Source organism: Mycobacterium sp. NGS49, from assembly GCF_059812565.1.
Map to the genome: position 1 here is coordinate 142168 of NZ_JCALCX010000014.1, position 14818 is coordinate 156985.

At 63.8% G+C, this 14818-nt stretch carries 14 protein-coding genes; 7 read left to right on the forward strand and 7 right to left on the reverse strand.

Annotated elements, in window-relative coordinates; translation table 11 throughout:
- Positions 1-19: 19 nt before the first annotated feature.
- Together AC5Y7D_RS16700 and AC5Y7D_RS16705 are read right to left on the reverse strand one after the other, a co-directional pair.
- The gene (locus AC5Y7D_RS16700; protein ID WP_499925882.1) at positions 20-1579 is read right to left on the reverse strand and encodes an alpha/beta hydrolase; all 1560 of its coding nucleotides are present in this window, start codon (positions 1577-1579) and stop codon (positions 20-22) included.
- A gap of 45 nt (positions 1580-1624) precedes the next feature.
- Positions 1625-2413 (reverse strand): pyrimidine reductase family protein, encoded by a 789-nt coding sequence (locus tag AC5Y7D_RS16705; protein WP_499925884.1) that lies wholly within the window; start codon positions 2411-2413, stop codon positions 1625-1627.
- On the opposite strand from AC5Y7D_RS16705, the gene zapE reads away from it, so the two are divergent.
- On the forward strand, positions 2412-3506 hold the full coding sequence (zapE, locus tag AC5Y7D_RS16710) for a cell division protein ZapE (protein WP_499925886.1): 1095 nt from the start codon (positions 2412-2414) through the stop codon (positions 3504-3506). The two genes, AC5Y7D_RS16705 and zapE, sit on opposite strands and share 2 nt — an antisense overlap.
- Here the strand turns inward: zapE and AC5Y7D_RS16715 are convergent.
- From AC5Y7D_RS16715 to AC5Y7D_RS16725, 3 genes are all read right to left on the reverse strand, one after another.
- On the reverse strand, positions 3484-3981 hold the full coding sequence (locus AC5Y7D_RS16715; RefSeq protein ID WP_499925978.1) for a GNAT family N-acetyltransferase: 498 nt from the start codon (positions 3979-3981) through the stop codon (positions 3484-3486). The two genes, zapE and AC5Y7D_RS16715, sit on opposite strands and share 23 nt — an antisense overlap.
- 1 nt (position 3982) lies before the next feature.
- Positions 3983-4507: a hypothetical protein gene (locus AC5Y7D_RS16720; RefSeq protein ID WP_499925888.1), complete on the reverse strand. Its 525-nt coding sequence runs from the start codon at positions 4505-4507 to the stop codon at positions 3983-3985.
- A gap of 79 nt (positions 4508-4586) precedes the next feature.
- The gene (locus AC5Y7D_RS16725; RefSeq protein WP_499925890.1) at positions 4587-5318 is read right to left on the reverse strand and encodes a Clp protease N-terminal domain-containing protein; all 732 of its coding nucleotides are present in this window, start codon (positions 5316-5318) and stop codon (positions 4587-4589) included.
- Between the two features lie 133 nt (positions 5319-5451).
- Here AC5Y7D_RS16725 and AC5Y7D_RS16730 point away from each other — a divergent pair, with 133 nt between their 5' ends.
- The 5 genes from AC5Y7D_RS16730 (at position 5452) to AC5Y7D_RS16750 (ending at position 11581) form a co-directional block, all read left to right on the forward strand.
- Positions 5452-5781 carry a DUF732 domain-containing protein gene (locus tag AC5Y7D_RS16730; RefSeq protein WP_499925891.1) on the forward strand — a complete coding sequence of 110 codons (330 nt, stop codon included), beginning with the start codon at positions 5452-5454 and terminating at the stop codon, positions 5779-5781.
- Between the two features lie 557 nt (positions 5782-6338).
- Positions 6339-7811 (forward strand): PE family protein, encoded by a 1473-nt coding sequence (locus AC5Y7D_RS16735; RefSeq protein WP_499925893.1) that lies wholly within the window; start codon positions 6339-6341, stop codon positions 7809-7811.
- A 580-nt stretch (positions 7812-8391) separates the two neighbouring features.
- On the forward strand, positions 8392-9630 hold the full coding sequence (locus tag AC5Y7D_RS16740; protein ID WP_499925980.1) for a tyrosine-type recombinase/integrase: 1239 nt from the start codon (positions 8392-8394) through the stop codon (positions 9628-9630).
- A gap of 146 nt (positions 9631-9776) precedes the next feature.
- Positions 9777-10004, forward strand: coding sequence for a helix-turn-helix domain-containing protein (locus tag AC5Y7D_RS16745; protein ID WP_499925894.1), 228 nt, complete (start codon positions 9777-9779; stop codon positions 10002-10004).
- Positions 10005-10060: 56 nt separating this feature from the next.
- Positions 10061-11581 carry a hypothetical protein gene (locus tag AC5Y7D_RS16750; protein WP_499925896.1) on the forward strand — a complete coding sequence of 507 codons (1521 nt, stop codon included), beginning with the start codon at positions 10061-10063 and terminating at the stop codon, positions 11579-11581.
- A 118-nt stretch (positions 11582-11699) separates the two neighbouring features.
- Here AC5Y7D_RS16750 and AC5Y7D_RS16755 read toward each other — a convergent pair whose 3' ends face one another.
- A complete protein-coding gene (locus tag AC5Y7D_RS16755; RefSeq protein WP_499925898.1) occupies positions 11700-12308 on the reverse strand; it encodes a recombinase family protein in 609 nt (202 codons plus the stop codon).
- A 244-nt stretch (positions 12309-12552) separates the two neighbouring features.
- On the opposite strand from AC5Y7D_RS16755, the gene AC5Y7D_RS16760 reads away from it, so the two are divergent.
- Entirely contained in the window at positions 12553-13611 is a 1059-nt protein-coding gene (locus tag AC5Y7D_RS16760) for a hypothetical protein (RefSeq protein WP_499925899.1), read from the forward strand.
- A 30-nt stretch (positions 13612-13641) separates the two neighbouring features.
- Here AC5Y7D_RS16760 and AC5Y7D_RS16765 read toward each other — a convergent pair whose 3' ends face one another.
- A complete protein-coding gene (locus AC5Y7D_RS16765) occupies positions 13642-14745 on the reverse strand; it encodes a hypothetical protein (RefSeq protein WP_499925901.1) in 1104 nt (367 codons plus the stop codon).
- Positions 14746-14818 lie beyond the last annotated feature (73 nt).

Genomic DNA, 14818 nt, shown 5'->3' on the forward strand with positions numbered 1-14818 from the left:
CAAGCGGTCCGGCGACGGATCAGGCCGGGCAATAGGTGTCGGTGCCGGGCAGCTTGCCGCTGTCCAGATAGCCGACCATCGGTGGAACCGCACACGAGGAGTAGATGCTGGCGCCGTGGCCGATGCCCTGCCACATCACCCGCTTGCTGGCGGCATTGGCGTTGATGACGGTGGCCGCCGTGGCGGCGACGCCCTCGTTGCCGGTGATCGGGTCGCTCTGCACGCCCATCAGCAGCACGTCCAACTTGAGTTCTTTCGGTGCCTGCGGGGTGGAACCACTCGGCCAGTGCACACACTTGACCAGGTTCAGGGCGGCCACGGTGCCGAACTGGGGATACAGCTTGGCCCAGGCCACGACCAGCTCGCGCACCCGGTCCGGGGTGGGTCGGTTCACCGCGTCGCTGCAGGTGTTGACGAATTGGCCATCGCTGTCGCGCAGGCTTTCGGCGCGGTTGATCAGGTTGTTCAGCCCGTTCATGTCACCGGAGCGGGCGGCGGCCAGGGCATTGGCCAGGCTGGTGGTGTTGCCGACGCCATCGCCGACGGGAAAGCCCAGGGCCGCGGTGATCGCGCCGACCACCGACGCCAGAGATGCGCCGCCGAGACCCTGGCCGCCTCGTGCGCTGGTCAGCAGCGCGGTGACCGCGGCCTTGGGATCGGGACCGAGTGCGCAGCCGATGGCCACGCATTGCGCGGCGAAGGCGTCCAGCGCGGCCTGCTGGCCCTTGACCTGCTGTTCGGCGGCGGCCTCGGCACTGGCGCCGATGGCGACGGGGGAGTCGACGATCAGCCTGGCGACCTTGTCGGAACGAGACCCGGCATAGGTCAGTGCGACCTGGGCGCCGTTACCAATCCCGATTAGCGCAACCGCCGGAACATCCCAGATGTTGCGGAGCCGTTCGATGTCGGACGCGGCGTGGGTGTTGTCGTATGCGGAATCGCCGGGCGCGATGGCATCCGTGCAGTTGGTGGTGGCGGTTTTGGAGATGTCGGAAAGGTTGGCGACCGGATCGTCGCCGGTCTGGAACTGGGCTTGGTCGCGCATCTCGTCGCGATCCAGGCGGTCGCGGCAATCGATCGGGCTCGACATGCCGATGCCGCGCCGGTCGATGGCGACGATCGGGTGTGTGTCCAGCACGTCGGCGCCCGCGTGCGACAACCAGATCGGCAACTGGGTGGAGGAGGCGATGTCCGAACCGGTGGTGAAGACCAGGGGCCCGGCGTCCTTGGGCGTCTTCGGCGAGCGGGCGCGGACGACGCCGATGCTCACCGATCCCGAGGCGCCGTTGACCGGGTCGAGATCGGAGTCGAAATTGGCGCAGTCCAGCCTGACTCCCGGCGCGCCGGGAACACCCGCGTCCGCGTTGACCTTCGCCGTGCAGTCGCGCCACGACAGGTCGTTTTTCGGAGCCGCGATGGGCGGCGGGCCGCTTGGCGGCGGTTTGGTGGTAGCGGCGCCCTGCGGGCGGGCACCGGAATCGGTGGCGAAACGCGGGTCGGCACCGAATACCGGAATACAGCCGGCCAGCACCGTACTCACCGCCGCCAGGGCCGTGGCGGACATGATGTGCCGACGCATGCCGACCACAGTAGCGGGAACCGTCAGCCGGCCCGGATGGCCCGGCTAAACCTTGACGTAGCGCGTATACAGATAGCCGCCGTCGTCGGTGAGCACATGGGCACACCGCATCCGGGTCTGCACCTGCTCCGCTCCCGAGGTGATCCGTTGCGCCTGCCCACCGACCACGATGGGCGCGATCGTCAGGCACAGCTCGTCGAGCAGGTCGGCCTCGATGAACGCGCCGAGCAGCGTGGGCCCGCCTTCGGTCAGCACACAGTGCAGACCACGGTCGGCCAGGGTGCGCACGATTACCGCGACGTCGACCTCGCCCGGATCGTCGCCCGAGCAGTCGATCACCTCGGCCAGTCCGACAAGGTGGCGCCGGGTGTCGTCGGCGGCCGCGGTGCAGGTGAGCAACAACGGCGGCACCTCGGTGCGGGTGAACACCGCCAGATCGCGGTCCAGGCGACCGGACTTGGTGACGATAGCGATCGGCGGGATTTCGCTCTGGTCGCGGGCCCGACGTTGTTGGCGCTGGGCGGCGCTCAGGTGCGCACCCGAGTAGCCCTCGGAACGCACCGTCCCCGCACCGACCACGATCACGTCGGCGAGTTCGCGCACCACGACGAAGACGGCTCGGTCACCGGGACTGGCCAGGGCGCCGGAGAGGCCCTGCACGGTGGCGCCGCCGTCCAGGCTGGTGATGAAGTTGGCCCGCACCCACGGACGGGTGCCGGGATAGCCGTACAGCTGCGGAAGTTCACCGTGGCCGAGCACGCGTTGCTCGCCGAGCAGCTTCAGGGACGTCTCGGCGGCCAGACCGGATTCGATACCGGCCTCGAAGTCGGGCATGTGGTCGATTGCAGCACGTCGCTACAGTGCCACCATGCACGGGTCCACCTCTTCGGCAGCGGTGGGTCACCTGGTGGATCGGCACCCGGCGGTGTCGCCGGAGCGGTTGATCGCCCAGCTGCGGCCACCGCCGACGTTCGCCGATGTCAGTTTCGACAGTTACCGGCCCGACCCGGCGGAGCCGACGCAGGCCGCGGCCGTGCTGTCGTGTCAGGAGTTCTGCCGGCAGGCGCAGGAGCGGCGGGCCGGGCGCAAGAAGCTGTTCGGGCGCCGCGAGGTACTGCCCGGTGTCGGCCTGTACCTGGACGGCGGTTTCGGCGTGGGCAAGACCCACCTGCTGGCCTCGGCGTATTACCAGCTGCCCGGTACCGGGCCGGGCGTGCGGGAAAGTCCCAAGGCGTTCGCGACGTTCGGTGAGCTGACCCAGTTGGCCGGGGTGTTCGGTTTCGCCCAGTGCATCGACATGCTGGCCGATTACACCGCGGTGTGCATCGACGAGTTCGAGTTGGACGACCCGGGTAACACCACGCTGATCTCGCGGATGCTGTCGTCGTTGGTCGAGCGGGGCGTCTCGGTGGCCGCCACCTCCAATACCCTGCCTGAGCAACTGGGCGAAGGACGCTTCGCCGCCCAGGATTTCCTGCGCGAGATCAACACGCTGGCAAGCATTTTCAACACCGTGCGGATAGAAGGTCCCGACTACCGGCATCGTGATCTGCCGCCGGCGCCACCCCCGTTGGCCGATGAGGAGGTGGCCGCACGTGCCGCCGAGGTTGCCGGGGCGACGCTGGATGACTTCGACGCGTTGTGCGCGCATCTGGCCACCATGCATCCGTCGCGCTATCTGACGCTGATCGAAGGCGTGACGGCGGTGTTCGTGACGGGCGTCCACGGCCTGGATGACCAGAACGTCGCGTTGCGGCTGGTGGCGTTGACCGACCGGCTCTACGACGCCGGCATCCCGGTGGTGGCGTCCGGCGCCAAGCTGGACGCCATCTTCAGCGAAGAGATGCTGGCCGGTGGCTACCGCAAGAAGTATCTGCGGGCGACCTCCCGGCTGCTCGCATTGACTACCCGACCGCCCGGGTCATGACGTAATCGTTCTCCAGGTGGGGACCGAGCCGAAACGTCCTGGTGCCGCTGACCGCGAAGCCGGACTTGGCGTAAAAACGTTGGGCGCGCTGGTTTTTCTGGTTGACGCCCAACCATACGGTGCGCGCACCCCAGTCGGCGGCCTTCCCGAGCACCGCCTCCATCAGGGCCGCGGCGACCCCCGCGCCGTGAAAATCAGACAGCGCGTACAGCTTTGACAGCTCGGCAGTGTCGTCGGCGGCGCCGCGAATCAGCATGGCGTAACCGATGATTCGGCCACCGCGCCGGGCCGCCAGAACCGCCCGGTGCGGGTCGGCCAGATACTCGGCGAACCGCGACGGGGACAGGTTGGCGTCTATGAACGCGGCGACGTGCTCGGACGCCACCGAACGCGGGCATGCCAGCGGGAAGGTGCGCGCGGCGAGCGCGGCCAGTTCGTCGGCGTCTGCGGGATCGGCGCTGTTTACGTGGTGCAGCTCAGAGGTTCCACTGCGCGAGGTGTTCACCGGTCTTGCGGTCCAGCAGCACCACCACGGATACCGGGTCGCGGTAGGCGTCCCAGTACACGCCGCCCCGCACGACCGCGCCCTGCGGCGCGTTGCCGAGAGCGGCGTCGAGCCAGTCGGGTGCGTCGCAGGGCCGGGGCTTGTACGCGTCGGCGAAGGGCGTGACACCGTCGAAGCTGAAGTTGCTCGCCATGATGTAGGAGTTGGGCACCCGGACCGCGCGTACCACCACGTCGGCACGGGCCACCGAGCTGTCCGGGAAGCTCTTGACCGGGACGCCGCTGCGCGTGTAGCCGAAACCCGGCGGTGGGTCGACCGGTACCACGCTGGTGACGGTGACGTCGGCGACGTAGGTGCCGGTGTCCACCCGCAAGGTGTCGCCGAGGTGGCCGATCGGTGCGTCCCCGGCCCGCGCGCGGGGGAGCGCCGTGTCCACCGGCAGCATGCCCGCCGCAGTGACGAGAAAAGCGGAAAGGACGATCAGCCAGCGGTGCATCGTTGCCTCCTGGGCTGTCTGTGCTCCGGATATTCGCATGATTACATACCCGGCTTTGTCGCGGGGAGGGTTGGCCCCTTCAGCCCCGGGCGTTCGCGGCATTGGTGATGGATTCGAGGGCCGCGGCGAGATCTGTTTCGACGCGCTGCTTTTCCGCCCCGGCTTGGTGCAGGGGCCCGGCGCCGTCTTCGAGTTCGAGCAGTGCCAGAAGGAGGTGTTCGGTCCCGATGTAGTTGTGGCCCAACCGAAGTGCCTCACGGAAGGTCAACTCGAGGACCTTGCGCGCCGGGCCGCTGAACGGAACCAGCGTGGGAGTTTCCCCGTGGGGGGCGGGCAGCTGCACCGACTGGCGCAGGGCTTCGGTGTCGACCTTCTGCAGATGAAGCAACACCGTGGCCAGCGCCGCGGGATCACCGAGCAACCCCAGCAGCAGATGGTCGGGGGTGATCTCGTTGTTGGCGGCTTCGTGCGCAATATTCTGGGCTGCCACCACCGCATCGCGTGCTCTGGGGGTGAACCGGCCGAAGCCCTGCTCGGGGTCGAGCGTGGTGGCCTCCGACTTGGGCACGAATCGCTTCTGGGCGGCCTGCTTGGTGACGCCCATGCTCTTGCCGATATCTGTCCAGGACGCTCCCGAGCGGCGGGCCTGATCGACGAAGTGCCCGATGAGGTGGTCGGCCACTTCGCCGAGGTGCTCGGCGGCCAGTACGGCATCGGTCAGCTGGTCCAGGGCGTTGGTGTGCACCTTCTTGATCGCGTTGATCAACTCGTCGAGGCGGACGGGATAGGCGATGTGGTTCGGTTCAGCCATGCCGTCAACGTTAGGTTGACGATAGGCGGTGTGTCAACCTCAGGTTGACGAAGGGTCGCCGGAAAAAGTTCACTGTCCGTTTGCCCTCGCTCGACATGCGGGGTCACCGCCCGTTTGGGAGGATTTCGGTGCCATGAGAATTCTTCCCTTCGCAGCCTGTGCGGCGGCCGTCGTCGCCGTGGCGGCGCCCGCGCAGGCGGACGCCAACCAGGATCAGGCCTTCCTGGTGTCGCTGGGTGCCGCCGGCATCACCTACCGGGACGTCCCTAGCGCCATTGCGGCCGGCAAGATGGTGTGCGACATGGCCAATCAGGGCAGGTCGGGGCTCGAGGTCGTCAAAGTACTGCAGGACGGGAACCCCGGGCTGACGCAGGAGAACGCCGCCCGGTTCACCGCCATCTCGGCCGGCGTGTACTGCCCGGCGCAACTGCCTCCTGCGCAGCCGGCGTCCGGCGGCGTTTAATCGGTGGTCGATCGAACTAGCCTGCGGCCCAGCGGGTCTAGGTTCGGCTCGGCCCATCTTCGCCGGATTGTTGCTGCGTCGACGGCTGCTGCGTAGGTGCTTTTCTCATGGGATGTCTGCCGACGTTGAGTCAAATCGGATGATGCGGCGCTCCTGCACCTAGTCGAATCTTGTTATGAATTCAAGGATCTGATGACTTCGGCCAGCTCTTCGGCAGCCTCCCAGTTCAGCAGGTGACCGGCGTCGCACCGCCCCACGCACCGCCCACCGCGAATCCCTGGAAACGCAACGCCACCAACAGGGCCGGAGCCGAGTATCGAGCGAACATCAATGCATTTGGAAGTCATCCGGTTTGTGCGGCCCTGAGGTGAGCGGCGCACCTCTCACAGCTGCGGCATCCAGGCGATAGTCGCGCAAAGGAGCGCATTGGTCTACCCAGGTATCCAAATACTGCCGTTCGGGAGTTGAACGGAAATTATACTGCGGCCCAAACGGCTCCAAAGCGGTGGTCATTCACGCTCACCGTTGGGTGGCTGTCGTGCAACGAGGAGTGTTCGATGTCGTTTGTGACTGCAATCCCTCAGATGGTGGCGGCAGCAGGACACGATGCGGCAGGCATCGGTTCGTCGCTGAGCGCGGCCAACACTGCTGTTGCGGCCGTCACGACCCAGGTGTTGGTGGCCGGTACCGATGAAGTGTCGGAGGCAGTGGCCTCGCTGTTCAATGATTACGGGCGGCAGTATCAGTCGGTGAGTGCACGAGCTGCCGAGTTTCATCACCGTTTCATTCGGGCGCTGCACGCGGCCAGCGAGGCGTATGCAGGGGCGGAGGCGGCAGGTGCGGCGCCGTTGCAGGCGTTGGAGCAGAACCTGTTGGGCATGGTCAACGCGCCCACTGAGTCGTTGTTAGGACGGCCCCTGATTGGCAACGGCGCCAATGGAACTGCGGCCAGTCCCAACGGCGGTGCCGGCGGACTCCTTTACGGCAAGGGGGGAGACGGTTTCTCGCAGACAACGGCCGGTTTGGTCGGTGGTGCGGGCGGCGACGCCGGCCTCATCGGCAACGGTGGCAACGGTGGCAACGGTGGGGCCGGTGCCGCCGGCGGGGCTGGCGGCACCGGCGGTTGGTTGGGCGGTAACGGTGGCAGCGGCGGTTCCGGGGGCTCGACGTCCAGTGCGGCGCCAGGCGGCGCGGGCGGGCCTGGCGGCAACGCGGTACTGGTTGGATTGGGCGGCGTAGGTGGGTCGGGCGGTAATTCAGGGAGCGGAACCGGCGGTGCAGGCGGTGCCGGGGGCGCCGGCGGTCGCCTGGTTGGAGTAGGAAACTATGGGGGTGACGGCGGAGTCGGCGGCATCGGTGGCGCCGGTGGTGACGGCGGGGCCGCACAAAGCCTGTTAATCGGCGTGGCTGGCACCGGCGGCAATGGTGGCGTCACCGGCGCCGCCGGCGGTGCCGGTGGCAACGGCGGCGCAGCGCACGGCTTGCTGGTGGGCTGGGGCGGTAACGGTGGCGGTGGAGCCTTGGATCCCGGCTACGCCGGCGGTGCTGGTGGTGCCGGCTTTGCCGCGTTCGGCTTTGCCTGGGGCGGGGCCGGTGGTTCGGGCGTCACCCCCGGTACGGGCGGTTCGGGGGTTGCACTCGTCGGCTTCGGTCTCGGTGGTGTGGGCGGAAGCGGCATGGGGCCCTCGGGTGCGCAGGGCGGTGCGGGCCAGACGCTCGTCGGTCTGGCTTTTGGCGGTAGAGGTGGTGCTGTAGAGCCCAAATTTTTTGAGATGGTAACGGGCGGCTCGGGAGGTGATGGTTTTTCGCTGCTGGGCGTGGGAGTCGGCGGCCTCGGCGGCAGCACCCCCTTCGGCGGGCCCGTCGACGGAGGCGCAGGCGGAAATGCCAGAGCGCATCTGAACGGCTCCTTCTTCCCGGCGCCGTTCGGTAACGGTGGTGATGGGGGCGATGGCAGGGACGGTGGTGTGGGTGGTGCTGGTGGTAGCGGCGGCCTGATCGGTGCTAATGGGGCTCATGGACGGCCATAGCCGACGCTGAGCAGCAACCTCGACTTCATCCTCGAGTTGACACCAAGGTCCTCGCAAGAGCCTGACCAGGTCACGCGGCCGCGCGAAGCAAAGTCTGTTACTAACGCAGCATCGCGAGATACGAACAGGCTGCGCCACAAACGGATCGGCGACCTGCGGCCGGTGCGTCAATGTGGCAGCTGGCGCGCTCGGTTCCCTCCGTCACCGACTCCGCGACCCGGTGAGTGTGTTGTCGCTGGATTCGGCGGCCGCCTGGGAGCAACGGCGATTCTGGACGCCGCATCCAAGCGGGTGCAGCAACTTTGTTCGCAAGGGCGAATTCGAATCCGATGCAGCCCCTGGCAAAGATCTGGTGGCAGTGGGAATTGGGGCCATGTAATCAAGCGCTGCACAACGGTATCAACGCAGTCCAGCTGCACAAACTCTGGTGCGCGATACTGGGATTGAAGATGTATCCAAGCAAACTTTGCGCCAAGCTCTCTAGCGGCATGAATAGCGCCTTCAAGTGCCGAAATACGAAAAGTTATCGCTGGACAATATTGGACAAAGTTACCCATCCGATGGCACTGTTATTGCGCGTATGTTGCGCGCGGCATCGGGAAGGGAACATTGGGTGGCACGACAGCGGCGGGGGTTCGGGCGTATTCGGCAGTTCAGATCGGGTCGCTGGCAGGCTTCCTACACCGGACCTGATGGCCGGGTATACATCGCACCCGAGACCTTCGCGGCGAAGATCGACGCCGAAGGCTGGCTAACGGACCGTCGCCGCGAGATCGACCGGGAACTGTGGTCACCTCCCGCGACCGCCGAACAGAAGCAAGCCAAGCGCACAGCCGAAGTCAAGTTCGGCGACTATGCCCGTAAATGGGTGGCGACCCGCACTGTGAAGGGCCGCCCACTACGTCCGCGCACCCGCGAGCACTACGAACAATTGTTGGAAGCTCACATCTACCCGACGTTCAAGAGCAAGGCTGTCCGCGACATCACAATGGGGTCCGTTGATCGCTGGTACGCCAAGGTTGCTCCCAATGCGCCGACTACCCGCGCCCATGCTTACGGGTTGTTGCGAACGATCTTGGAGACGGCCCGCAAGCGTGACCGGCTGATTGAGGTCAACCCGTGTGAGATCGTCGGCGGCGGCAGCACTGAGCGTAAGAGCAAGACCAAACCAGCGACATACGCAGAGATTGAAATCATCGTCTCCGAGATGCCTGAACACCTTGCGGCAATGGTTGTGCTGGCTACCTGGTGCGCGATGCGGGACGGCGAGCTGGTCGAGTTGCGGCGCAGCGACATCAAAATCTACGACCGCGTAGAGCGTGACAGGGAAGGCAATGAGGCAAAAGTTCGGGAGGGTGTGATTCACATACGTCGGGCAGCGTCCCGGATCAAGGGCGGCTGGGAAATTGGGCTGCCAAAGAGTGAGGCCGGTATCCGCGACGTGACCATTCCGCCGCATGTACTGCCAACGATAGAGGCACATCTAGCATCCAAATATGTTGAATCGGAGAAGGATTCATTGTTATTTCCTCCTCAGCAAGGGGAAACTGACGAGAACGGCCGCCCCCTGCGATTGCAGCCATCCACGCTGTACCGGCACTACTACAAGGCTAGGGTCGCGGCCAAGCGCGCAGACCTGAGGTTCCACGATCTACGGCACACCGGAGCGACGTTATATGCGCAGACGGGGGCGACTTTAGCGGAACTGATGGACCGCATCGGGCACTCAACACCGCAGGCCGCGATGCGCTACCAGCACGCTGCGCAGGGGCGAGACGCGAAGCTCGCGGCAGCAATGTCGAAGCTTGTCCAGCCGTGACACGCCGGGGCGTAACGGCCTCGAAAACGTCGAACGTGTGTGCTAATGTCTCCGGCGTAGGTTTGTAGGCTCGTACAGCAACGAAACTTCCCGGTGAGCAACGAACGGTTTGACCGGGCGCGTCTAGTCGAAGTAGGGCACCTTTCATGTGGTGCCTGACTGGACACGTTGCGGAGTACACATTGAGTCCCACTGATCTTCCCTTGAGGCCGACTATTGCTCAGGCCGCTGCTCGGCTGAACTGCTCGGACAAGACTGTCCGGCGAATGATCGCGGATGGCCGCTTGAAGGCTTACCGGATCGGTGGCCGCTCCACCATTCGCGTTGACCGCGATTCGTTGCTGACGCTCGAAAAGCCGATGTTCGCAGCTTAGGTTACATAAGCCCATTAGGTATTGCTTAACTCCTTTAGGTATCAAAGGTAAAAACTATGAATGATGATGAAGCTATTTTTTTAACGTCCGGTAGTGAGCAGTTGAAGAACGTTCACGGTTGGGCGCAAGCGCGTATGGTGTCGCCGAGGGCCGCTTTATTCGGGGTGCTATTGCGCGTGGCTGCCAGCGTTCCGCCAATCGTGCAGTTGCCGCCAGTCATCGGTGGCCGTGCCAGCTTGAACCTGTTGTGTGCCTTCGTAGGTAGGTCTGGGACTGGGAAGGGCAACACGACGAAAGTTGCAGCCCTCGCTTGGCCCACCGACATCCTCACGCTGCCAATTGGGTCCGGGCAAGGAATCGCCGAAGTATTCACCAAGAGGAACGGGGCAGATGAGATTCACCCGGTGATCTTCGATATACCGGAAATAGACACGATGGTCGGCCTATCGCGTACTCAGGGAAGCGTGCTGCTACCGACGCTAAAGAGTATGGCCATGGGTGAACAGCTCGGCCAGGCTAACGCGACCAAGGATTCCCGCAGGAATGTTCTGGCGCATTCTTATAGGGCCTGCCTATCAATTGGCGTGCAACCGGGGCACGCCGGTGTCATCTTCGATGACGCGAGCGGAGGCACGCCCCAACGTTTCTTGTGGGTGCCGGTCACTGACCCGAATATCTCAGACCGGGTGTTCAGGGACCCCAATCCGTTGGTGACCGATATGCCTAAGTGGACGCCGGGAATCGACGGTGTCGTGGAGATCGTCTATGCAACGCCGGAGATTGAGCGGTCCATCCGTGAGAGCCACCTCGCTCGCCAGCGCGGCGGCGGCGACGCGCTTGACGGCCACGCCCTACTCACGCGCTGCAAGGTGGCCGCGCTACTGGCGATCATGCACCAGCGCGTTGAGGTCACAGCATGGGAATGGAATCTGTCAGGGAAGGTCATGGCGGTGTCTGACCAAACCCGTGCCTCGTTGCTAGAGCAAGAGGCCGAGATTCGCGCCGCTGCACTTCGCGAGCGTGGCAAGAACGACGCGCTGCGCCACGAGGGGCGGGAGGATTACCATCTCGCGTCGGTGAAGGCCAGTATCGTCGCCGTCCTGATCAAGCGGGGTGGTAGTGCATCGGCCAGCGACTTGAACTCCGCACTGGGCAAGCCGCATCGCCGAAAGCTGCTTCCTCAAGCGCTTGCCGAGTTAGCTGACGAGGGTCAGGTGGTAGCAATTTCCGTTCCTGGCGGCACTCGCCACCAGCTAACGTGGCCCGTTCAGGGTGAACAATGCGTTCAGGGTGAATTGCCGCAGGTCAGCGGGGATGAACAGTGTGTTCAGGATGAACAGTCCGCGAGCGTCGTAAGTTTGGATACGCACAGGTCGCAAAAGTCAGACGGTTTGAAACTGTCATGCCAGAAATGGCTTGACGGTCACCTAGCTCGACAACGCGCCCAAGGGCACGAGACCGTGGAAGCCGTTGCCGTGCGCGCAGCTGGGCAGGCCGAGGGCTACACGCTGAACAGCTTGTATGTGGCTGCCAACAAGCTTGGGTTGAAGGGAACCACCTGGTCGCTGACCGGCTGATTTGCGACGGAGAGAGAGGGCGCGCTGGCGGTACAAGGCGGGGTGGTGGACACGGTGGGGGTCACCCCCCACCCTTTGTCATCCCAGTGTTCGGGTGCTTAGAACTCACCGCGAGAATCTATAGCTGAGATTCCGGCAACTCCGCCAGGACCCGGTACACCGTTGCTCTGCTCACCCCCAACGTTTGCGCGATGGTCGTGGCTGACTCGCCGCTGGCGTGCATTCGTTGCGCCAGAGCAGCTTTGGGCGCATCCAAAGCCTTCGGGCGGCCAATCGACTGACCGCGTGCGCGTCGCGCCTCACGGGCCGCTGAGCGCCGTTCTCGACCCAACTCCAACTCAAGCTCCGCGAGGCTAGCCAGCACGCCGGCCACCATGCGCCCAGTCGCGTTGGAGGTGTCGATGCCTTCACGGAGGGAACGCAAGACGATTCCACGCTCACCTAGCTCACGGATGGTCGCCATCACCTCGGCGGCGTTGCGCCCCAAGCGGTCGATACCTACCACCACGATGGCGTCGCCCTCGCGGGCGTAGTCCAAGAGCGCGGCAAGTCCGGGGCGCTGCTCGCGCGTGGAGGTTCCTGAAAGCTTGTCGCTATAGACACGAGTCGCATCGACACCGGCACGGGTAATCGCATCGACTTGCTGATCCAGGCTTTGATGCCCGGTGGAAACGCGGGCGTAGCCGAGCTGGCTTCCGGTTGTGACAGGGGCGGTGGTCGTTGCCATACGTCGAGTGTCTCAAAATTCGCAAAACTCGTCAATATGAGACGGGAATTTTGATCCACTTTTTGAGACACCACGGCCTGGCGATTCGCTACGTTCAACGCATCCCGCGCATCCCGTCTCAATTGTTTAGATTTGAGACAGAACCCCGTACAAAGCCACCCCATTAACTTCTATATATGGCACCTGAGATGCGCTGAAACCAAACGAGCTGAACCCGCAGCCGCAGTGAGGTGATACTGCTTGTGTGGCGACAGCGGCTCAGTACGAGGCTCGCGCAGTCGACCGGATACGCGAAATCCTGTCGACTGAACATGCGGTCGTTCGCCGTGAGGTCGAAAGCCGCATTTGTGAAGGCTACTTTCAGAGTTCAGACCAAAACATTGACCCACACCACGTCACCAACGCATTGCGCTTCCTAACAGAACAGCGGCGAGAGATGGCGTGGGTGACGGCGACCACCAGGGGACAAGGAAAGCAACCGGTCCCGACTTTACAACCGGTCGACCGCACCGGACGTGCGACAAAGATAGAGCAGGCTGCCGCGCGTAAGCGGCTGCTGTACGGACGATATATGGGTTGGGCGTCGGGAACTCAGCGCTATCCGCACGGTTTTATTGGGCCCGCCGGAGAAGCGGCTACGCGCGGCGGAATCATGCAGTCAGGAGTGGTCGTCCCAGTCGTCAGCGACGCTGGCGCAGTACCGAACGTGCTAGGGGTAGACGTACCGGGACCGCTCGACAGCGCGGGCTTCATCGTGCCTCTAAACGCGGACGGATTGCCGGGTGCGCCGGTGACCTTGCTGTTCGAGGTAAAAAACCTACGTCAGTTCATCTACCCAGGTGCTGCGGAGGTGTACCAACTACTGGGAAAGGCGGTAGTGGTTCAGCTAGCCAGGCCCAACGCAGCAGTGGTGCCGACCTTGGTTTGCAGGCGGGCACATCGAACTCTTTTCTGGATGGCAAGCCAACTCGGCCTTTTCGTCATCCCGATGGATCGCCAGTTCATTGGCCCACAGGTTGAGGAACCCAGGTACCTAGAGGTGCGCAATGAATTGCACTTCCACGACCTAACACTGGGAAACGGCCCCAGCTTGCGCGTCCGTGACCGCCTCAGGGGTGCGGTGCGCGAAAACTGTGTCGAGTTCGCGGCAAGATGGCAGCGCACGGTGAGTGACGCAAGGATCGCCGCGACCTTGCTCGAACTCTCACGCACAATCGACCGTTCTGACCGCGCAAGATTGGCCGAAACGGTGAAGGACCTCGTAGTGGCCAACGGCTGGGGAGACGGTTGGCCAGTAGGCTAGCTGCACGTTGCGTGAAAGGCCGGCTCGTCGTCAGCTACCGCTTGCGGCCTCATCGCGAAGAGATTGAATCTGGTGCTCAAGAGCAGCGATTGAGTTAGCGGTAAATCTGATCATCGACTCATTGCCGTTACGTACCCACGATTTGTGGACCTCCCGAACCGCCTCTAGCTGCGCCTCGCATATCGCGACAGGGTCGAGGTCGTCGAAATCCCCTACATCATGGCCGGGATGATTAGTCCAACCGCACTCGCTGCAATCCTCAAAGTGCCCTCCATCAGGTGCAATGTCGGCATCGAAAAAGCTGCGTACCGCGCGTGACTCGCAGCGGGGACACTGGTCGGTGTGGTCCCAGCGCTCTCTAGTGAGAGTATTGGCCATGTGAACCACGATGGTTTCAACCGCACGTTTAGCGATTAGGGCTGCGGTTTTGTTGGCGTTCCGATGGTGAGTCAACCAGTTCACTAGGTCCCAGGCTTTGTCAGTTGTTGCCTTGAGGTACCCCCGCACGTCCTTGTTAGAGCTGCCAGCGTAGTAACGCCCGTAAAGAAGTTCGCCCCATCCTTTGACGTTGGAATCCTGCGGTCGCTCGGTGTCTTCCGGTAGATCGGTTCGACGGCGCGCTGCCGCCATGAGTGAGATCATCGCTTCACGCAGTTGCATCCCGACACCTTGAAAGTCCACTACCTCGACTGCCCGGTCGAGGGCATCCTCTGCTTGATCCAGCCGACGAAACACTTCATCGAATGGTGTTGTGCCTCTGGCTACTTGCTCGTCCTTACTTCTAATGCGTGCCATGAGGCCGATATGGAAGGAAAGCGTGTAGTCCAAGCTCGGGAAGTGCTTTTGGGAGTAGAGCATCGTCAGATTTGTGAACACCCAATAGCGGTCTTTGTCGGTCGTCACGTCCCACGCCTCATACGGAACACCCATGACGTACTCGACCTTTACACGCTCAGCGTGCTGCACTGTCTCGTCGTCATGGTGGGCCTGGGTCTCGACGTATTCAGCGATGTCCCTCTCGGCGTAGTAATCACGCTCAGGGCTGTACCGGCCCAACTGGTCTGCGGGGACCGGCTGGTCTGGGGGGAGCGTGCAATCGCCCTCGACTGCCTCATGCTCGGTCTCGGAGCTCACCGGAACCGCATCTCTCTTCTACGTCAGTTGCGCGTATGTTGCGCGCTGACCGATTAGGCGGCCTAGCTACCTA